This window comes from Paenibacillus sp. FSL K6-2859 (assembly GCF_038008265.1).
GTDB lineage: Bacteria > Bacillota > Bacilli > Paenibacillales > Paenibacillaceae > Paenibacillus_AQ > Paenibacillus_AQ nitricinens.
On sequence record NZ_JBBOYU010000001.1, the window covers coordinates 5,911,713 to 5,932,776 of the forward strand.

General features: G+C 45.2%; 11 protein-coding genes. 1 reads left to right on the forward strand and 10 read right to left on the reverse strand.

The features are described from left to right. Positions 1–130: 130 nt before the first annotated feature. The 9 genes from MHB64_RS26300 to MHB64_RS26340 form a co-directional block, all read right to left on the reverse strand. Complete coding sequence (locus MHB64_RS26300) at positions 131–1,045, reverse strand: EamA family transporter (RefSeq protein ID WP_341135716.1); 915 nt, start codon at positions 1,043–1,045, stop codon at positions 131–133. A gap of 223 nt (positions 1,046–1,268) precedes the next feature. After that, positions 1,269–8,642 (reverse strand): pectinesterase family protein, encoded by a 7,374-nt coding sequence (locus MHB64_RS26305; RefSeq protein ID WP_341135717.1) that lies wholly within the window; start codon positions 8,640–8,642, stop codon positions 1,269–1,271. A gap of 81 nt (positions 8,643–8,723) precedes the next feature. Then, entirely contained in the window at positions 8,724–10,310 is a 1,587-nt protein-coding gene (locus tag MHB64_RS26310) for a glycoside hydrolase family 43 protein (protein WP_341135718.1), read from the reverse strand. After that, positions 10,307–11,278, reverse strand: coding sequence for a pectinesterase family protein (locus MHB64_RS26315; RefSeq protein ID WP_341135719.1), 972 nt, complete (start codon positions 11,276–11,278; stop codon positions 10,307–10,309). Before MHB64_RS26315 ends, MHB64_RS26310 begins: the two co-directional genes overlap by 4 nt. Positions 11,279–11,295: 17 nt before the next feature. After that, positions 11,296–12,189, reverse strand: coding sequence for a dienelactone hydrolase family protein (locus MHB64_RS26320; protein ID WP_341135720.1), 894 nt, complete (start codon positions 12,187–12,189; stop codon positions 11,296–11,298). After that, positions 12,189–13,559, reverse strand: a complete 1,371-nt coding sequence (locus tag MHB64_RS26325) for a glycoside hydrolase family 28 protein (protein ID WP_341135721.1) — start codon at positions 13,557–13,559, stop codon at positions 12,189–12,191. Before MHB64_RS26325 ends, MHB64_RS26320 begins: the two co-directional genes overlap by 1 nt. 5 nt (positions 13,560–13,564) lie before the next feature. Further along, positions 13,565–14,722 (reverse strand): glycoside hydrolase family 88/105 protein, encoded by a 1,158-nt coding sequence (locus MHB64_RS26330; RefSeq protein ID WP_094871825.1) that lies wholly within the window; start codon positions 14,720–14,722, stop codon positions 13,565–13,567. 99 nt (positions 14,723–14,821) lie between these two features. Next, positions 14,822–16,369 (reverse strand): extracellular solute-binding protein, encoded by a 1,548-nt coding sequence (locus tag MHB64_RS26335; RefSeq protein ID WP_341135722.1) that lies wholly within the window; start codon positions 16,367–16,369, stop codon positions 14,822–14,824. Between the two features lie 88 nt (positions 16,370–16,457). Beyond that, positions 16,458–17,393 (reverse strand): ABC transporter permease, encoded by a 936-nt coding sequence (locus MHB64_RS26340; RefSeq protein WP_373455834.1) that lies wholly within the window; start codon positions 17,391–17,393, stop codon positions 16,458–16,460. Positions 17,394–17,698: 305 nt separating this feature from the next. On the opposite strand from MHB64_RS26340, the gene MHB64_RS26345 reads away from it, so the two are divergent. After that, positions 17,699–18,583 carry a carbohydrate ABC transporter permease gene (locus MHB64_RS26345; RefSeq protein WP_094871828.1) on the forward strand — a complete coding sequence of 295 codons (885 nt, stop codon included), beginning with the start codon at positions 17,699–17,701 and terminating at the stop codon, positions 18,581–18,583. Positions 18,584–18,651: 68 nt separating this feature from the next. On the opposite strand, the gene MHB64_RS26350 is transcribed toward MHB64_RS26345, so the two are convergent. Continuing rightward, positions 18,652–20,895 (reverse strand): AraC family transcriptional regulator, encoded by a 2,244-nt coding sequence (locus MHB64_RS26350; protein WP_341135723.1) that lies wholly within the window; start codon positions 20,893–20,895, stop codon positions 18,652–18,654. Positions 20,896–21,064: the final 169 nt, after the last annotated feature.

The following is a 21,064-nucleotide window of genomic DNA, read 5'->3' on the forward strand; positions in this document are numbered from 1 at the left end:
GCCGTTGATCCGCCATACCAGAAAAATTAACACCAATCTTTTTCTGCAAAAAAAAAACACCGATTGATAATCTCATCCTATAAGGACCTGATCATATCATCGATGCTAGTTTACAGTTTAAAGTTCTGCCTTACGGAGTGACGGTTTTGGAGGATCGTTTGAGTGACTTTTTCCCTGTTCGCATCGGTATGATTTGTGGTGCAGCAATTCCGATCAGAACAACGAAAATTCCAACCCAGCGAAGTAGAGATACCTCTTCTTGCAGGACTAACACGGAGGCTACTACAGCTGCCGGTAACTCCGCCGCACCAAGAATCGTTCCCAGACCTGATCCCAGCTTCGGAACACCGATAGAAAAGAAAAGTACAGGAATAACTATACCAAGCAACCCCAAAGGAAGACCATACTTCCAAAGTCCGTCTGTAAGTGCTCCGTCATAAATAAAGGAAGGGGAAAAAACAACCATAATAATAATCATTGCACTTGTAGTCATATACAAGCTTTTATTCACAGCAGGTACCTGCGTAGCCACTCTCCCACTGACAAAAATATAAAAGGCAAACGACACCGCAGACATCAAACCGAAAACAATACCACTCGTAGTCATTTCGCCTACACTAGGTTCTAGAATCCCCCCAGCTAATATGGTTCCTATCAAAAGGATAACCATTGAAATTATTTTCTCTCGACTAGGCCATTTTCTATCTACAACAGCCTCCAGAATCACACCAATCCAAGTAAATTGGAATAAGAGAACAATCGCAATCGAAGCAGGTAATTGTTCAACGGCAAACCCATAGAAAATACCCGTCATACTAATGGTAATCCCCGCGCCTAATAACGAAGCACCTACCTTTAATCCGAGTTTTTTTCGGGAAAATAAAACAACTAACAAGAGCAGCATGCACCATCCAAAAAAGTATTGCGACCCGACCAGTTGCTGCATTCTAAATCCATCGTTCATTCCAAGCTTAACGATCGTAGACAGCGATCCATAACTACATGCTCCTATAAATACTAGGAAAGCATATTTGAGTAACTTCATATTCATCGTAATCTTCTTTCCTTTCTGTTGAACCGTCCTATTGAGCCGTCCAAATCACATAATAAAGCCCCTTGTCATCGAAATGACAAGGGGCGACTGAAACCAAAGAATACATCTTTGACAAAATTCCGCCACTCCATCCACTGGATAGAGTTTGGTTTATTTACTTATAACAATACGAATTATAATATGATAAATCACACAGGGTGTCAACTTGAAATGTTTACAATAACTGAAACAACCGATACACAATCACTGCTGCCTGAGCCCGAGTAGCATGTGCTTTAGGTGCAAAGCTGTCCTTGCCAACTCCTTGAATGATGTTTGCACCACTCATAGATTGAACAGCCTCTAGCGCATAGCCCGAAATACCAGATGCATCAGTAAAAATAGCTGACTCGCCTAACCCCGTTACCGGAAGCTTGGCGACTTGTGCCGCACGATAGGCCATCAATGCCATTTCCTCACGGCTAATGAATTCATTGGCACCGAAAGTACCATCAGGTCTGCCCTGAACAATACCAAGCTTCCCGGCGGCAGCAACAGAGCTATAGTACCAGTCATTCAGCGCCACATCCTGGAATGTACTTACTGCGCTGGCATCATCCAGTTCAAGAGCCAGCATCAGCATCTTCAGGAACTGTGCCCGAGTTACATCCAGCTGTGGTCCGAAGTTATGATCTCCTACTCCCTGCAGAATTTCTCTGGCTGCAAGAGCATGAATACTATTTTGTGCCCAACCTAGTCCAGCGATATCATTAAAAGAATTCTCTGCATACCCTACTGTAAATCTGCTGGAATCCTCTGGTCTAAACATCATCTGCCCTATTCCTGCGTTGTATTGGGAGTTTCTAACGACTTCCATTGTCCCATCTGCACGAATTTGGTAAATTACTATTTGCTCTACTTCCGAAGTCGTCTTTGGTTTGAAATCCAATCCTACCTTCAGTCCACGTCCAAAACTATCAAATCGCTTACCATCAACAAAGAATGTAAATTCATAAATATCCCCGACATCGGTCTGAAGTACCAGTGTCTTTGCATCCACTCTGCCTACTACAAGCTTAATATTCGAAGCGTCAGATCCAGCCATTGCACGAAGCAGATCAGCATTTATTCTGAAGGTGGACAGACCCATATCTATTTCCAATGACTGCATACCATTTGTTGCAGCTTGTGCCAGTTCATGAGCTGGTAGGGTCAGTTCAACCACCGAGCTGTCCGCGGATGGCTTCACTTCGATGCTTAACCCTCCGCTCTGCATCGAGTTTATGGCTTGCTGTAGAATAGTCGCCGTGATCGTCGCAACAGCCTTGCCCTTCGTATCTGCTGTCACAGAAAGAATGACTCTCCCTGCGTTCACTGCTGCTTCCGGTAATTTCTTCGGCTCCACTGTTGATGATGAAGACGTATCCCCTGATTCTGAAATCTGAGTATCCGCAATAATCTCAATAGACATTATACCTGCAACACCTGAGCCATCTTTGGCCGTCGCCTTCACAGTTACTTTACCCGCTGCTATAGCGCTGAGCAGACCAGCATCCGTAATGGATGCGCGCTCAGCCGCAGATCCATCCTCATTGACCACCGACCATATGACCGAGGGATCTGATGCATGTTCTGGTAGGACCGTAGCCAGCAGCTGCAGGGTCTCCCCTTTTTTAATTCGGCTCACATTGTCTTTGGTTGCCACTTTAATTTCCAAGACTGATATCGGAATGATTCGAACAATGGACTGTGCCTCGTGCAGAATGTCGAATTCGCCATCTGCGTTCGAGCCGCGGAATGAGATAAATCCAAGCGGTACAGCCATTTCACTGGTCATCTTCTTGGCCTTAAAGATCATTTCCACGAATTCTGCATCGTCAGTCAGGACATTCTCTGCCTTGGTCCCGGTTACACTAACTCTTATTAGACCTGGAGTTTCTTGTTCAATATGAGTAATTCTCAATTCGTCTGGTATAGTCTGGACGGATACAAATTCTACACCCGTTGCATCGAATTCCAGCTTAAAGTCTACAGCATATACTTCTTTGTAGACGGAAGTAGTTACATTCGTGAGCCCGACACGATAAGCAAACGCTTGACCTGACGATACGGTAACAGGTCCTTTCAGCGTTGCAACAGGTAATTCTGCTATAGGTTCACCTTGACCACTGATGTTGATCTCTAGACTTCCTGTCACTCCACTGCCATCCGCCGCTCGTGCAGTCACTTGAATCGTCCCGTTTTTTCTGGCTGTAAGCAAACCATTCTCATCAATAACCGCCTTATCCGTAGAGGTTATACCATCAGAATCAGTCACAGCCCAGCTAACATTAGGATTCGTCGCATTCTCTGGAAGAACAGAAGCTGCCAGCTGCAAAACCCCACCCTCTGAATCAATGCTGCTGGCTCCATCTTTACTCTTTACTGTAATTGAAGACACATGTATCGCAGGAAGCTGTGCTTGATTGACCAAGATTGTTGATTTCTGCGGATTCCATCCATCATTCCCACCAAGAACGGCCTGAATCGTATAGGCTGCTGCCTCTTCTGCCGTTAATTGCTTAGACCAGCTATAACGTAAAGATGCGTTACCTCCCTCACCATAGCTCAAATACTCGGAGAAACGTGCTGTCTTGGATCGACCTTCATACCATTCATGCCATCCAGTCGCACGAATATGTGCATCCATCTCCGTGTTGATGAAGATTGAGCTGCCATAATCTCTCCAGGGTCTCCCCAGATCCACTGTTCCAGCAGCTACACCATCATTCGCTGTTAGCTGATTGTTGATGAACACATAGCCTGGCTTACCTGATTCAGTGGAAGGTGCAGTAACATAACCGGCACCTGTACTTTGTATCACATTATTCTCAAATACCGCAGGAGAATTACCGAAAATGAAGTCTACCGTACCTTGAATATGACTGTCGACGAAATAGGCTCTCCCCTTATCCGCGAACAGGGTATCCTGATATCCAAGAAGCTTCACATTCCGGTATACACCCCGGTCCCCTTCAGCATACAAAGCAACTGCCTGACCAGCATTCAATCCTGCACTATTCTGAACCGTCATATTCTCCAGTGTAAAATCTGTTGCCGCAGCTTTCAGTGTATAGCTGCCACTGGTGCCCACTTCTTTGCCATCTGAGCCGATGGTTTTGGCTGAATCTCCATTAACAAGAACGGTACCCTCTCGGCTCTCCCCGATCAGGTTGATCTTCTTCTTATTAGAAGGAACTAGAACCTTCTCATTATAGATGCCGTTCTTTACCTTAATAATCGTAGTTATGGCATTATTATCAGGCGCTGCCTGGATGGCTTCATTAATTGTCTTATAATCTCCTGCCCCATTCTGATCCACGATAATCACAGGAGCTGGAACGACATGAACCATCTCGGATGGAACACTGGCCCCCTTATCTCCGATGGCTATTACCGCATATTGATAGGCATTACCGTTGGTTAATTCTTTATCGGTATAGCCTGCTGCTTCAATCCCTTCAGCTACGACCACATAGTTTCCCCCGCTCTCCGAGCGTATAATTTGGTAGCTGCTCGCTCCATCAGCTGCGCTCCAGATTAGACGAACTTCATTGTTGCCCGGCTCTGCCATAACTTCTTGTGGAGCCTGCGGCTGACCGAAGTTCTGGTATGAAACCGCTGGGGTAACAGCTGAGTCCAGACTACTACGGGTACCGTCTGTAGCCTGGACCTTGTAATAATACGGCGTGCCGTTTACTGTCTTGCGGTCAATAAAGCTTGTGCCGCTTATATCAGCACCAAGCACTTCATAAGGTCCGTTCGAAGATAAAGCACGTTTAACTATATACTGGCTCGCATCCTCGATCACTGCCCAACTCAATGTCATCACACCATCACCAGCTTGAATGGAAACCACCGGCGTTTCCAAAGGAGCTGCCGGAGTGGCAATAACAGGCTCCGACGCTTTGCCTTCTCCGGCAACATTTGTCGCCGATACAACATACCGATAGGCATGCCCGTTGGTTAGTCCTCCAATACGATAAGTTGTTCCGACGATGTCTTTTGCCACAGGTTCATAGCTGCTTATGGCTTCATTCCACTTCTTGATAGAATAGCTTGCTGCATTCTCCACCACATCCCAGCTCAGATCTAGCTGAGTATTCCGGCTTACAGCAGCAAGTGACTCTGGCGCTGGCAATTTCACCGCAAGTGCGGATGGGATAACCCTAATTTCATTAGAATTCCCTGATTCACCCGTAGGCGCCATCGCGGAGATCACATAATAATAAGTAATTTCATTGGTTACCTCTGTATCAATATATGATGTCTCTGTAATAGCACTGGCTATGGTATCGTAAGGCCCCCCACTCGTAAGGCTTCTCTTAATATTGTAAGAAGTCGCACCTTCAAGAATAGGCCATTTCAGCTGAGCTGCTTCGTTCCCCGGGAGACCTGTCAAACCAAGTGGCGTTTCGATCGGTTCAACATACACTTTAAGATTATCTAAATAATAATGGCCTGATCCTCCACCCGGCGTCTTGGACAAAATACGACCAATACCATAGCTGGCAAAATTCGTAGTTGTAAACGGAAAAGCGCCAGCAAGCTGATCATCGATGTATACCTCTACTTTATCATTTTTCACATCGACCTTTAGCTTAAGGTTATACCACTGATTCAATGAATAGGAATTCATCAGTTGATGATACTGGCTGCTCCCTCTGCTCATAGTTAATGTAAACTTGTTCGAGGCCTCAGGAAGCGTTGGCTTTCTGCTCTCGATAGAGAACGCCGTTTTGGTACCGTCTGTACTCTGGGCTTGAAGGAATACTGAGGTTCCCGATTCTGACGCAAACATAAAGTCAGTATCAATGACTAACGCACCCGTAATGGGCACGAATTTACGGATAAACTGCACATTACCGTTTGCTGCATCATACACATCCAGTACTTTGGCTGAAGTATTCCCCTTACTGCCGGATGGTGTGGCAGATACGATAACCTTTTGCGCTTCAGTCTGTGGTTTCGGAGTGACCTCATAATATTCAGGAGTCACACCCACGTCGACCTGCTCATAGTCCTCATCTACGTAATAAATATTCCCAGCCTCGCCGTTAGGCTCAGCGCTAGCCTCCATGGAATCGAAGCTTTCTCCAAGCTCATTCACCGCACTAACTACGTAATAATAGGTTTTCCCTGGGCTCAATCCAGAATCCTTATACTGGCTATCTAGGACATCTGTGCTGATCGTCTTGTAGGGACCACCTGAAACCTCACTACGTTTAACACTATACGATTGAGCAGTTTCTACCGTCTCCCAGTCCAGCTTCACCTTCTCCTCGCCTGCTGTTGCCGTAAGTCCACGAGGAACACTCGGAAACTTATCCCCAAGCGAATTTAGCTCCACACCACTGAAGACAGAAGTATTATATCTGTTAACCTTGTTGTCTACTTTTGCTGCATCGGCTCCAAGACCAAAATAAACCGTGTCACTAAGACCAAGACTTACTGTACCGACCTTACTCCAAGTCAACTTATCTGGTGATATTAGGCCCGTCACTTCATTACCAAGACGAACCAATTTAACCCAATAAGGCGTATTGATGAAGCTTTCTGGCTCGGTTTTTATTACCTTGGCCCCTTCAGTAGAACGTGTAATTAGAACGCCTTTCTTGCCATATTTAACATAAGGGATCGCCAGCAAAGCCATCTTGGCATTATCCTTGAGGCCATCACGAATCATGACTCCTGCTTTAGCATAATCATCAGTCGGTGTCACGGAATCAATTTTAGCGATAATTTCTCCGTTGCCTTTCAGGGTTTGATAAGCAAAGTGAAAGTTATCAACCGCGCTTTCGCTTTCCGAAGTAGCTCCGATAAGTCCAGCCGACTTGAGCGTGATTTTGCCACTCTCCGGATGAAGTGTGGTCTGTCCGGCAATCCCTGGATGGCCAATATCCACTGACGTCCACGGGAGCGTAGGGCCTATTGTATTAACATGAATAGCCACGTTATCCGATTGTGTCTTAAGACCCTTATGGTCTATGGCCTGAACAACGAGGTAATGGGTCCCGTCTTGAACATTGTTCCAATCGAAACTGTAAGGTGCAGTGAGATCTTCCCCTAGCTTCACACCATTTACAATAAACTCCACTTTAGCAATTCCATCGCTATCACTCGCAGAAGCAGTTACGTTCACCTTACTACCTGACTCAAAAATTTGATTATTCGCAGGATAATTGATAGCGGTTACAGGATTATCTATGTGCTCCCCCTCTGCTTCACCTTGAATAATTAGATCATTCAAATATACTTCCAGATTGGTGTAACCTTCCATAGAAAGCGTCGTTCCATTGCGATCTTCAGGATCGGAAGGAGACAGACCTTTCGCCAGCTCCCATGCGTCATCCATTCCATCATGATCACTATCCACCACGCTTGATGCTGTCTCTGGATAATCGGGATACCCGCCAATTTCAATAGGAGAATTAATATGCTGCCCGGTACGGTTCTTCACATCATTAATGACTCGTGCATCATAGGCATCTCGTCTAGGCAGAGTGGCTCCCGCATCAGCCAGTACATTTACGTAAGCCTCCTCCGCTGACACCGCTTTATACGGATTAGGCATCGTTGCAGGCTCTGCAAGCTTAGAGATATTGGAGAACTTCTGCACACCCTTCCAATTGTCCGCAGTAACTTCCGGACTCCCCTCCATTATGTTCCCATCAATAAACAATCTGGTTTCTGGAGCCACTTCCCCGAACAATTGTTTATTCACACTGCTGTAGGTGTTTGGTCCATTTTTATAGTAATTATTAGTAATGTTATATCGATAATCCTCTGCTCCGCCACCATAAGTCGAGGCGAATCCCCAGTTATAAATAACGTTATTGGTCATCTCCGTCAGATCAATCAGCTTGGTGATCGTAGGTAATCGAGGGTTACGACTCGTACTATGAGCGATTAAATTATGGAAATAGCTGGCATTTTTACCGCCCCAAATCCCCCCGTAACCATGGCGACCTTTTTGATGGCTAGTCATCAGCATACTTTCAGCAGATATCGACCATTGCACAGTAGTATTCTCGTTATCGTACAGACTGACCACTTCATCCACGGACCAGCTGAATGAGCTATGGTCAATAATAATATCCTTATGGTATCGTGATCCAAAGGCATCATCTTCACTAGCTACCCGGTCTCCTAGCCGGAAACGCATATACCGCATAATAATATTGTCCGCCTCAACAGATGTTGTGTAGTCGGTAACTGTGATCCCGTCACCTGGAGCCGTTTGCCCGGCAATCGTCAGATTGGAGCCGGTAATCTTGAGGGATTCCTTCAGATGGATGGTCCCTCCCACACGGAAGACAATAGTCCGATTGCTTTGGCTTACCGCATCGCGGAAAGAACCTGGAATGGGTGTTTCCTTGAGACCGTAATCAGCCAGCGTCGTCACTTCATACACAGATTGAGCTCTTCCACCGGTTACATATTTCCCGCCACCTTCCGCGCCGGGAAAGGCAGGAAGCGCTTCCAAATATGCAGCTTCAACACCCCCAAACGGTATACTTGTTGCGAGAAGACCTGCGACCAGCGCCCCAGAAAACCATTTCCTCTTCATACAAGACCTCCTACTATCTATTGGAATAGGAAAAGGGCCTGATCCATTTGAAGCAGAACCCCTTCCTTAGTGAAGCCGTGTTTATTCCTTGCCCTGATAACGGAAATGAGCAAAATCAGCACTGCTGCCACCAGACTGCTGCATATCATGCGCTGCAATCCCAACAAAATTTCCAGTGAAACCACCCGATAAGAAGCTGATATTGTATGGATTGCCAAACAGCTTCCACTCCGTATCCTCACTGGTTTGATACATAAATTGACCCGTTACTTCCTTCACCTCAACTGCGATTCGAAGTGCTTCTCCCGCTTTCAGTCCAATCCTTACAGGTTCCGCAGTGAACTCATCCCTCTCACAACGCATTAACCGCAAGACCTTTCCAAGCCCTTCTTCATGACTGATGTACGCATACAGATAGTTATCTTCATTTAAGTATAGGAGCAGCCCCGCCATCTGAAGATAGCTAGACGGTTCATATTCAAGCGCTGTTTCTGCACGGAAACTCTTATCGGTCTGACGAATAGCCAGAATATGATGCTCAAATAGACTTTGTACCGATTCCCCAGCCCTGATCCTTAGCCATCCCGGTCTTTCAGCTAGAGAACACCAGCTTTCATTCCCAGGAATTCGTAATGTATTCCAGTTTTTTTTCAGCTCTGGACCGTTAAAGTCATCTTCAAACGCAAGTATCTGCGCTTGTTTGCGTGCTTGCGTCCCTTTAGGTGCAGGCACCTCTAGTAGCGGTGTATTTCCGCCAGAGGTTAGTCTTAGCCAGCCGTCCTCATTCCAATACACCTGCTGAATAGCTGTCTCTCTCCCCAGAATGGCGAACTGACCTTCCAGTGGACGGGTGCACAAATGAGCCATGTACCACTCCCCATCAGGTGTCTCAACTAGACTTCCATGGCCTGCACATTGAAGCGGAAGTTCAGGATTATTCCGAGAGGTTAACATCGGATTGAGCGGATCGACCTCATACGGTCCGAGTAGCGCTTTAGATCGCGCCACGGTTACCGCGTGCCCTGATCCGGTGCCCCCTTCCGCCGTAATTAAATAGTAATAGCCTTCCCGCTTGTAAATATGTGGTGCTTCTGTCTTCTTGAGCGATGTACAATCAAAGATCTTAACGGACTCTCCCCTTAATTGACGCTGCTCAGGATCGTATTCCTGAATCACAATACCGCAAGACTTATTGCCTTCTGTGATGCGGTAATCCCACAGCTCATTCAGCAGCCATTTTCGCCCATCCTCATCATGATACAGAGAAGGATCAAACCCGCTGCTGTTCAGATAAACCGGCTCAGACCATGGACCCTCGATTGACTTCGCAGTCATCAGAAAGTTGTGGCAATCTTTAAAGGGCCTTTTGGTACTTTTCACGTCGGTATAGATCAGATAGAACAAGCCGTCATTATAACTAAGCTGTGGTGCCCAAATACTACAGTTGTTTGGATTGCCACGCAGATTTACCTGATGGGTTAGAACATCTGTACAATGCTCCCATTCCACCAAATCAGTTGATTGATACACACGCACACCAGGCAACCAGCCAAACGAGGAGACGACGATATAATAAGTTTCCCCTGCTCTTACGATACATGGATCTGGATTAAACCCTCTTAATACCGGATTGCGGATAACTGCGGTTTGAATATTGTCTGTAATCATTGTTGTGCTCCTTCCGAATTCCAAAAATTATTTCCTTTGAAAACTACATTCGTACTTGGCATCTCGTCTTCCGCTTCATAATATTGCACCCATTCCACTCGCTGACGCTTCAAGCTGTTGGCATTCCGGATCCCGTGTTCTCGATAGCGGGCCGTTCTACGATTCGCTTCATTTCCCCAGTCGTTCCATCTCTCAGGATGAATATGAATTCCCATCAGACAGTTCACATACTCGGCAGCGGCATGCTCCCGCCATGGTCGCCCTAAATAGACATTCACTACATCGTCTGCTGCCGTCAATACACATTCGTTAAAAATATACCCGTACTCGGATTCTTTAGGTGTGGAAGCTGCGGTAATATAGCCGAGCTCGCCGTTTGAACGGCTCAGACTATGCAACTCACAATGCTCAAACCACGCCGTCGCACCACCAAAAATATAATCCACGGTCCCTTCTATTCGGCAGTGCTGGTACATCTGACGGTAATGGACATGATGTTCTCTCAAGGGAACGCCGCCAAAACCTCCACCCTTCTTCGAAGCAGACGGTAACGGCCCCGTAAACAGTGTGTCCTGATGCCCTTTAAAGGTGCAGTAACGAAAAACCGCTTCATCACAGTGAGCATATAGGGCAATAGCCTGCCCGACTGTATCTCCCTGTCCAGCCGTATTCGAAATGATCAGATTCTCCAGTGTCAGCCTACGCCCGCCCAGAAATAAGGTCGGGGTTGCGAACGTGCCAATTTCCTCTCCGTATTCATCCCTCTCCTTGGCATAACGGTTCATCCGAATCTCAACCGCCCCTATTCCAATAAGGGTTAGGTCCGAACGGTAAATTCGCACCTCTTCTTCATAGAGGCCTGACAAGATATATAAGGTTTCAGGCTGCATTGGAAACTGCTCTTCAAGAGCATCAACAGCCTCTTGAAGGGTATGATAATCGCAAAAATCTTCTTTCCCCACCAGCAAAGAGCATCCCTCTCATCCTATAAATGCTTGGTCACAAACGATTTCCAAGCTAACCGCATTTCCAGGGTTTCCATATGTCCGCTACCGGATATCATTGGTTTCCAGTTCTCTGGACTCCCTGCCATTCGGTACTTCTCATGCAGGCCTGAGGCTAAAAGCTCTACCCCTTCGAGCGGACACATCCGGTCATTGCGACCCGTCAGACTCATACGAGGACGAGGGGCAATTCTCGACTGAATATCAAGTGTGGTATAATGCTTCAGCAGTCCTGGAACATAAGAATAGAACCCATGATGGTCCAGTCCTCTTTTGGCGATTAGGGTATGAGCATCTACCTGTCCGCATATATCAACGGTTACCTTAATTCGTTCTTCCAGCGCAGCCAGCCACCAAGACATCAGCCCACCCATAGACATTCCAATCGTCGCCACCCGTGAGGCGTTTATATCAGGCCGTTCAGACATATAGTCAAGCAGACGTCGGCAGTCATGCAGCATCATTCCCCATAAGACCTGACCCTGCCAGAGCATTTCCTTCACTAGCTCACTTTCAGTTTTGCCCCGCCGTTCACCAAAGCACCACACATCGATGCAGCAAGCAGCATATCCCATACCCGTAAGCGTCTTTGCAAAAGAAGGCTGCTGCAGATAAGGGCTGCTGCAAATGAATTCATTCCGTCCATTCTCATAATTCCCTCCATGGGAATGGTTGAAGATAACGAGTGGAAAAGGACCCTGCTGTTCAAGCGGAAGTGCAACATATGCCGGAACCTTCTCTATACCATTCAAATCCAGCAAAAGCGTCTCTAGCCGATAGCCGTCCCTTTCCTCTACACATAACAGCTGCACAGAAATCGGCCTGTTCTCTGGAAGATCGCCAAGCAGAGCTGTAAGTTTATCCTGTTCTAGCATCAGTCTTCCCGCCCGCTCAAATCTTCCTGTGAAGGAGCGACGGTCACCTGTTGGACTAACTCCTCCACCTTACGAGTGTTTTTAGACTGGCAGCCGCTAATGTCAATCGCCTCTCCATTTTCAATATAAAAAGCAGGTCCCTCATGATTTTCAATCGTTACTTGGCGGAAGCGGATGTCTTTTACGTTGCCAAGATAGAACCCGCGATTACTCATATCCTGAATCCCAGACATCATTGCCGGACGACCAGGAATCGCGTCTTCTGCCATCGATATATCAATATCTGAGAAGGTAATCTCCGAAATATACTGCTCTGCTAGACCGTATAGAAAACCAGCAGCAGCATGAACGTTCCGCGCAGTAATGTTGGCAAAGTGAATACGTCTGAAGCAAGGTGTTTCCTCGGTAATCGGATAAGGATTTTTGTCCCACACATATTTGTCCTTCCCACGAGAACCACAATAATAATAAAGATTAAGGATAAACGGACAAATCACGTCATCCATCACGATATTACTAACACGGATATCTTCGACAACACCTCCGCGTCCACGTCTAGATTTCAGCCGAATACCGCGATCCGTCTGTTTGAATACACAGTTGCTAATAACGATATTACGGATATCCCCGCTCATTTCACTTCCCAATACAACCCCGCCATGTCCATGGATCATCGTGCAGTTCGTAATCGTAATATTTTCGCAGGCGATTCGCTCCTTCGTTTCCTCTGTTCCCGCTTTAATGGCAATGCAGTCATCACCTACATCAATATTGCAGTTGCTGATCCGGACATTCACGCAGGATTCTGGGTCAATGCCATCCGTATTGGGCGAATCCGCCGGGTTAAAAATCGACAGATTATCTATCGTAACATCTTGGCAACAGATAGGATTCACAGTCCAGCTAGGGGAGTTCACAAGTGTCAGATCTCTAAGTGTGACTCTACGGCAGTTATCGAAGCTGATAAGCTTCGGGCGAGGAAAGATCAGCGACTCGGGGGAATTACGTATCTTATCCCACCAAGATGCTCCCCCTCCATCCAGCTTGCCTGCACCCGTAACCGATACGTTTTCTAGATTGATCCCAAAAATACAAGAAGCATGAACTTTCTGCTTTACTCCCTCCCAGCGAGACTCCATCACGGGATAATCGTTCGGATCAAAGCTGAATTGAAGTACGGCTCCATGGCTAAGCTGTAGCTCAATGTTGCTCTTCATAAAGATTGCACCGGTATGATAAGTACCAGAAGGAACATAAACTATTCCTCCTCCAGCTTCGCTTGCTGCCTGAATCGCGCTAGCAATAGCTTCCGTCGAAGACTCCGTACTATTAGAGTGTGCTCCATAATGTACTATATTGTAGAAAGTCATAAGCTTCACTCGCTCCCTTTCATCACGGCAGGACGCTGCAAATATTCGTACTCACCACAAGCCAGAAGAAATGCGCCAAGCCCTTTTTGATCATTGGTAATGATAGGTTCACTGATGTAGTAGGCATACGTACCATCTCTTCGATCATCTCCTCCAAGTCCTGCGACTTGGCAATTCTTGTTCAAGTTGACCCAGCCATGCCTCGTTTCCATTACAAATTCCGTCAGAAGACCCTGATAGGCATGGTCAAGCATTTCGAACCAGCTGGCATTCAGTACACCGAGCCGTATGCCCTTAGCCAAAGCATAGGTAATCATGCTAGAAGCTGAAGCCTCCAGATAATTGCCCTTACGATCGCCCATGTTTACTACCTGGTACCAAACTCCGGAATCAGCATCCTGAACCTTACGAAGGGATGTCAACGTATCGGTAAGAATACGCACTAACTCATCGTAATCCGCATGTTCCGCAGGGAGTAAAGCAAGTGCATCCACCAGCGCCATGACATACCAGCCTAACGAGCGCCCCCAGAAATTGGGAGACAATCCCGTTTCGGGATCGCACCATGGCTGTACCCGCTTTTCATCCCAGGCGTGGAACATAAGACCTGTCTCTGCATCCTTGGTATGACGCTCACACAGAATAAATTGCCGGGTCACATCATCCAGACCCTTTCCGCTTTCATATTCTAGTAAATACTCCAGATAGAAGGGCGCGCCCATGTACAAGCCGTCTAGCCAAATCTGATACGGATATATATTCTTATGCCAAAACGCACCTTCCGAGGTTCGAGGATGCGTTGTTATCTGCTTCCTTAACAAATCTGCAGCCTTTTTATATTTCTCCTGCCCCGTTTCTTTATGGAGAAGAAACAGTAGCTTTCCGTTATTTAGATGATCAATGTTGTGTTCACCCAAGTGGTAACCCTTCACTGAGCCATCCTCTTCTATAAAATAATCCATATTATCTTTGATATATTGATAATATTTAGGCTCTCCCGTCTGTCTCCATAGTAGCTCAAAGCCCTTCAAAATGACGCCATAATCATATGACCACTTTCCATGATATCCTTTATCGTTATATAGTCTTGGTGTTCGTTCCATGATTGAATCAGCCATACGGATACCCCAGCTGGTACTTCTAACTGCAATGTTGTCGGCCATTTCTTCCTCCTGTTTGAATAAATATGGTCCTAAACGTTTCACTTTCGTTTAGGACCCATTCACTATTTTCTTATCCTGTCGTCTGTATTAATTAAGGGTTTACCCTTTATAAGCAGCCTCATATTCAGAAATCACCTTACTGCCTCCGGATTTCTTCCACTTCTCAATCTCAGCCTTATACTCCTCCACATTAATTTTGCCAAGAATATATTTATAAGTAGCATCTGTCACAATCTTCTGCAGTTCAGAACCTTGGGTTGAGAACGTCTCCGACTCCAGCGAGTAAGCAGGATTCAGTACAGCATAATCGGCATTCTCCTTGATCAGCTTCTCGGCTTCTACTTTGAGCGGATCAGCATCATGAATAGTGAATCCCAACTCTAAGGGACGGGAGCCTGCAAATGGCTGAACCTCCTGTTTCCACAGATTTGTATCTTTAATGGTAACGGCCTGATCCGCATCGATGGTGTAATGAACATCCTGAATTCCATAGGTCATCAAAGCGTAGACCTCTTCATTCATGAGATCATTAATAAATTTCAATATCCGTCTAAGCTCATTTTCATCCTTGACCTCGGATTTTGGGAAAGACAGCAGTCCACCGATTCCGTTGTTAGCGGACCAAATTGCACGATCTGCTTCATTGCCTGTGGAGGTGATATTGTTAACCATGACCAAATCCATATTATCCTGAATGCCTTTAGCCAAATTCAACAGGTTCTTGCTATCAAACAGAGCTCCAACATAAATTCCGGCCTTCCCCTGTGCAAAATTCTGCTGCTGATCTGTTTTAGCTGTCACAGCGAAATCCTGATTAATATAGCCGCCATCATAGAGTGCTTTCATATAATCCATGGTTTTAATATAGGAATCTGTGTCAAATTCAGGTGTCATTTTCCCTGTGTCGTCTACACTCCATATATTTGGTGTTCCAAAGTAGGAACCCAAGGTCTTGAAGGCTCCATAAATAAGATCGCTACGATCCATAAACCCTGTAGTGTCCTTCTTGCCATTTCCGTCAGGATCCTTCTCGGTAAACGCTTTCGCAATTTCCATCAATTCATCGGTTGTTTTTGGCACCTGCAATCCCAGCTTATCCAGCCAATCCTTACGAATGACCACACCATTTCTCGCCAACGGCTTTTGGAAGGGAACCCCATACAATTTACCGCCAATGGAGGCCGAGGTACGTGTGTCTTGTGAAATCTTTGCCAGATTCGGGAACTCATCCAGATAAGGACTTACTTCCCAGAACATCCCCGCCTTTAAAGCGTTACGTACCGAGGAATTATCAAGGATAGTCAGGGTAACGATATCCGCCAAGGAATTGGAGGCTAGCGATGTATTAATCCGTTCTTCTTTGGAAGCATCGGGTATCCATGAGAATTCAATCTCTGTATTCGTAGCTTCTTCTATTTTGTCCAGAACAGTATTTGTAGGTGGAGTCGGAGTCTGCAGGATGTTCAGCCAGCTAATCTTTGCTTTAGACTCTAAAACATCAGCTGGTGTCGCTGTCGTCTTAGCCGCTGAATTCGTTCCCCCATTTGAAGAATTTGACTCCTTCGCGTTATTGCCTCCTCCGCATGCAGTGAGTAACAGCCCGCTACACAGCATTAAGGCTACAAGTTTCTTGTAATTGCGATTCATCAACATTACCCCTTTTTTAAATGTATTTGTTGTTTTATCTTCCACCTCTGCCTAAAAGACAGAAGCATGAATTAGAGTCCTGAACAAGTTAGTAAACACCATCTTCTCCGATTTTCTTAGCCAACTTGTTCGACAGAATCACGAGAACCAAGCCAACCACACCTTTAAATAAACCTACGGTGGTACTGAAACTCAACTGGCCGTTCTTTAGGCCCGCGGTATAAATGTAGGTATCAAAAATCTCTCCAACCTCGCGGTTCAATGAATTAATCAGTAAGTACATATGTTCAAAGCCTAGATCCAGCGTATGACCAATCTTCAAAATAAGTAAGGTGATAATAATGGGTCGAATCGCTGGCAAGGTGATATGCCATGTTTTGCGCAATCTGCTTGCTCCATCCATTTCAGCTGCTTCATATAACTGGGTATCTACTACAGTAATGGCTGCCAGATAAATAATCGTCGACCAGCCAATCTCTTTCCAGATGATCTGTCCAATGTACACAGTACGCAGCCACTCTGGAGAAGTCAGGAAGCTGATTTTTTGCATCCCGAGCGCGGCCATCATTTCATTCAGCACCCCTCCATCCACGTTCATAAATACATAGGAAATGGAGACGATGATCACCCATGACATGAAATGGGGGATATAAATAATCGTTTGAATGGTGTTTTTGAACAGCTTGTGCTGAACCTCATTGAGCATCAACGCCAGTATAATCGGGAGCGGAAAAAAGATAACAATGTTTAAGGCAAATAAGATTAACGTATTACTCAATAGCATAAAGAAGGTTGGTTCGGTAAACAATCGGACGAAATGCTTAAGCCCAACCCAGGGGCTATCTGCTATGCCCAGAAACGGCTGATAATCCTGAAAGGCAATAATAAGACCGCCCATAGGCAGGTACTTAAAAATAACAAAATATAGAAACCCCGGCAGTATCATCAGATACAATAATTTGTTTCTTTTTAAACTCAGCCAGCTATGCCCTGTTCGCTTTTTCCTCACTGGTTTGACTTTCATGTTCAGCATGGTGACGTTTGCCTCTTTCACCTGATCGGCCTCCTTGATCGCGTTTCCTTACGATTCTCAGATTACGATCATTCGTCTATTACGTATATAATCTTCAGATACTGATACTACGAAATCCGCGTGGTTATAAGCTTTTTCGTTCCTCCACCTCTTATAGTGATTACTACAATACATAAGGATCATCTGCAATTCCGCACGCTTTTCATGCCCAGAACAAAGCCCAAGCTAATGATTATATACGGAATAACAGACCCCTGATAAAGTTTCATTGAAACGATTACAAGGAGGATAACTGCATGACGCAACCATCTTTTAAAAAATTAACTTTGGGCAGCCGGCTGTTTACAATTGTAAATACCACACTACTTTCGCTCATTGCCCTCATCTGTCTTTTACCCTTTGTCAATGTGTTTGCCAGCTCTTTTGCTTCAACGCAGGAAGTGGTAGAGAAGAGGTTTATCCTGTTCCCAACAACCTTCTCTCTGGATGCTTACCGTTATATACTGTCAACGCCCACGATTTTTAAAGGGTTAGGTGTATCCATCGGTGTAACCTTAGCAGGGACTGTTGTAAGTATGATTCTTACTGCTTTAATGGCCTATGGGTTATCTAGAAAGTATCTATATGGAAGAGATTTTATCAATTTTGTAGTCGTGTTCTCCATGCTGTTCAGCGGGGGGATGATTCCCACTTTTCTCGTGGTCAAATATTTCGGGCTCATCGACTCCTACTGGTCCATGATTATGCCGGTTGCGATCAATGCCTTTAACCTGATCATTATGCGCAACTTCTTTCAGGCTCTGCCGGAAGGACTCGAGGAATCCGCCAAGATTGACGGATCCAATGATTTTGGTGTTCTGTTCAAAATCATGCTTCCACTAGCGCTGCCCTCTATCGCGACGCTCTCCCTATTCTACGGGGTAGCTTACTGGAACACTTATATGAGTGCAGTTTTATATATGACAGATTCTACGAAATGGCCAATTCAAGTGCTTCTGCGTCAGATCGTAATCGTCTCTAGTGGTATGCAGGGTGATAATGCTTCGGTCGATATTCTCCCGCCTGCACAAACTATCAAAATGGCGGTAATCGTAGTCGCTACCGTTCCAATGTTGATTGCTTATCCTTTTGTACAGAAGCATTTCACAAAAGGAGCTTTGCTCGGTTCTGTTAAAGGCTAAGCTTCCATAAGATGCGAAACAGCCAGCTCCCATAATCTGGAGGCTGGCTGTTTTTGTGATTTAATCAATTACTTGTCCTGTTTCAGGTTGCGGTAAGCGCCAGGGGTTACATGTTCTTTTTTACGGAAGGATCGAATAAAGTTCTGAGAATTATGGTATTGCAATCGTTCGGCGATCTCTTTAATGGTCATATCGGTCTCCACCAGCCACTTTTTAGCCATTTCTAATCGATAGTTCATCACGTACTCGCTAAACGTCATGCCGTATTCCTTTTTGAAAATACTGCTTAAATAGTTAGGACTATAATGAAGGCGATCTCCGATTAATTCCAGGGACAGATCCTGATCGAACTCAGAACGGACAATCACTGCAATTTTATCAGACAAGAGGCGGAACTGACGGTCGGTCTTCTCCTTTACGCTTGAGACCATCGGATGGATAACTTCCTTCACCAGGATACGTTCAATTTCTTCCGGGTTACGGATGTCTAATAATCGGTGGTACAACGTATAATTATCCTCCGTCAACAGAACCTCAACACCTAGCAGCTGCTCTAGCTGTATCAGATTGTTTACGAAACGAATTAATGTGACTTCGAAATTCAGAGGATTCTTGCTATGCTTCATCATTTCTCCCAGCAGTGGGTACAGAGAACGTGAGACTTGTTCTTCATCCCCAATCCGAATCGCATCAAATAGCTGTGACTCTAACTCAGACGGATAATAAAGGAGAACAGGGCCTGAGATCACTCTCGATATATCCTCGTAGAAAATAATTGACTCTTTCCCCAGATTTAACCGATGATGTAGCGCCTGCTTACTCATCTCACAAGCTTCCTTGCTTAATAATAAATCATCGTAGAAATTGCTAATTCCGACGCTGACAGATAGTTTTAAGACCTCTCTAGCTGTTCGAATTATCGTCTTAGCATATTCTAATACTTGCCTCCTGTTCTCCTGTTCATTCGTTCCCTCAAAGATCAAAATGGTCGCTTGCGTGCGGTCGTTTAACAGAATAGGGATCATCCGATCCTCCTGCGGAATCCTTTCTTCTACCAGCTTGTTAACCGCAACAAGTAAAAGATCTTTATCAATCGCCTGACGTTCACCATAGTTATCCAGTTGAATCAATAAGGTGGCGTACACAGAATCCTCTGACAGCTTATGACCGAAGCGTTGCATACCCTGCTTGAGCTCCTCAGGCGATATCCGGTTACGGAATAAATTGAGAATAAACTGGGTTTCCAGCTGAGGCATTTCAGATTCAATGAGACCCTCAAGACTTTCCTTCTCCGATAAAATCGTATCGATAGAGCTGATAATCCAATCCACCTCATTTTTAGGCTCCAGCTGAGAGTTGACTGGCAAAATACGTTGAATCTGCCGGAAGGGCTTGGTGAAATACAATGAGATCACGTAAGCGATGATCACGATCAACAGTGTGATTAGTAGTACCATCATTACAATCCCGTATCTTGTTGTCTTTAAGGCATCGGAGATTTCACGTTGATCCAACAAGGTTACATAAACCCAATTATTGTAGGGAGATTTAGCGTAAATCGCCTTCATCGATTGGTGGTCGGCCCTCTCCAGAGCAATCGCTCCATTAGTACCTCCGCTGCCAGCAACATACGTGATATGTCCTAATTGCCTACTTGATAGTAAGGATTTCCCCGTTTCGGACTCATATAAAAGCTCTCCCTCCCGGTTAAGAATATATACCGGGGTGTTTCCTTCCGTTTGAAGCGTGTTATGTAAGGTTTGAAGTGAGATATCAGATAAGGCAATCGCCTGTTTGGTTTGTGAAAATACTGGCAAGGTATTTACAAACCGGATGCCTTTATCCGTCTTAATCCAGAATAATCCCCGGCTTCGATTATCGATATAGCTCTCATACAGAGTATTACGTTCTTCTTTCGATAAATGCGAGAGCTTACCATTGGAGATTTGCCAATTCTGCTCCAGACTAATTAAAGAATAGTCTACGAAATCCATTCCCATCGTAGCAATATAATTAAGCTGAGAGTTAATATCCCGGTACGCCTCAAAATCCTGCTCCGTAATTGGATTCTGAACGACTTCCCTAAAAGAACTAGTCGTACTGTAAGTATTAAAAGCGTATTCGATTGTTTGAATTTTCTGTTCTAAGGTGTTTTTAATTTGTGTAATTAAACTCTGCTTGCCGTCTGCCACTCTTTCAATCACTGAATTTATAGTCGTTAGATAAATATAGCTGCCGAAGCTAATGACTAGGCCAATACCCAGCACCAGAATAGGTACAAAAATCTTATAGAATATTCTGCCTCTTTTCATCGGTAGACTCCTTAAGAATGTAATTATTTTCAATTATAGCGCTTTCATTAGGCCAAACCAAATGTTTTTAATGCGATTATTAGTACCCTATATATTTCAGAGGATAATGTAACAATGAAAACGGTAAAAATCGCTTCATCAAGTCCTCTTGAAACTCAAGAAAATTATG

Excerpts from the sequence above, each read along its gene's own strand:
- MHB64_RS26300 (WP_341135716.1), bottom strand. The coding sequence starts at position 1,045 with ATGAAGTTACTCAAATATGCTTTCCTAGTATTTATAGGAGCATGTAGT.
- MHB64_RS26350 (WP_341135723.1), bottom strand. The coding sequence starts at position 20,895 with ATGAAAAGAGGCAGAATATTCTATAAGATTTTTGTACCTATTCTGGTG.
- MHB64_RS26340 (WP_373455834.1), bottom strand. The coding sequence starts at position 17,393 with ATGAAAGTCAAACCAGTGAGGAAAAAGCGAACAGGGCATAGCTGGCTG.
- MHB64_RS26335 (WP_341135722.1), bottom strand. The coding sequence starts at position 16,369 with ATGAATCGCAATTACAAGAAACTTGTAGCCTTAATGCTGTGTAGCGGG.
- MHB64_RS26345 (WP_094871828.1), top strand. The coding sequence starts at position 17,699 with ATGACGCAACCATCTTTTAAAAAATTAACTTTGGGCAGCCGGCTGTTT.
- MHB64_RS26305 (WP_341135717.1), bottom strand. The coding sequence starts at position 8,642 with ATGAAGAGGAAATGGTTTTCTGGGGCGCTGGTCGCAGGTCTTCTCGCA.
- MHB64_RS26330 (WP_094871825.1), bottom strand. The coding sequence starts at position 14,722 with ATGGCCGACAACATTGCAGTTAGAAGTACCAGCTGGGGTATCCGTATG.
- MHB64_RS26310 (WP_341135718.1), bottom strand. The coding sequence starts at position 10,310 with ATGATTACAGACAATATTCAAACCGCAGTTATCCGCAATCCGGTATTA.
- MHB64_RS26325 (WP_341135721.1), bottom strand. The coding sequence starts at position 13,559 with ATGACTTTCTACAATATAGTACATTATGGAGCACACTCTAATAGTACG.
- MHB64_RS26320 (WP_341135720.1), bottom strand. The coding sequence starts at position 12,189 with ATGCTAGAACAGGATAAACTTACAGCTCTGCTTGGCGATCTTCCAGAG.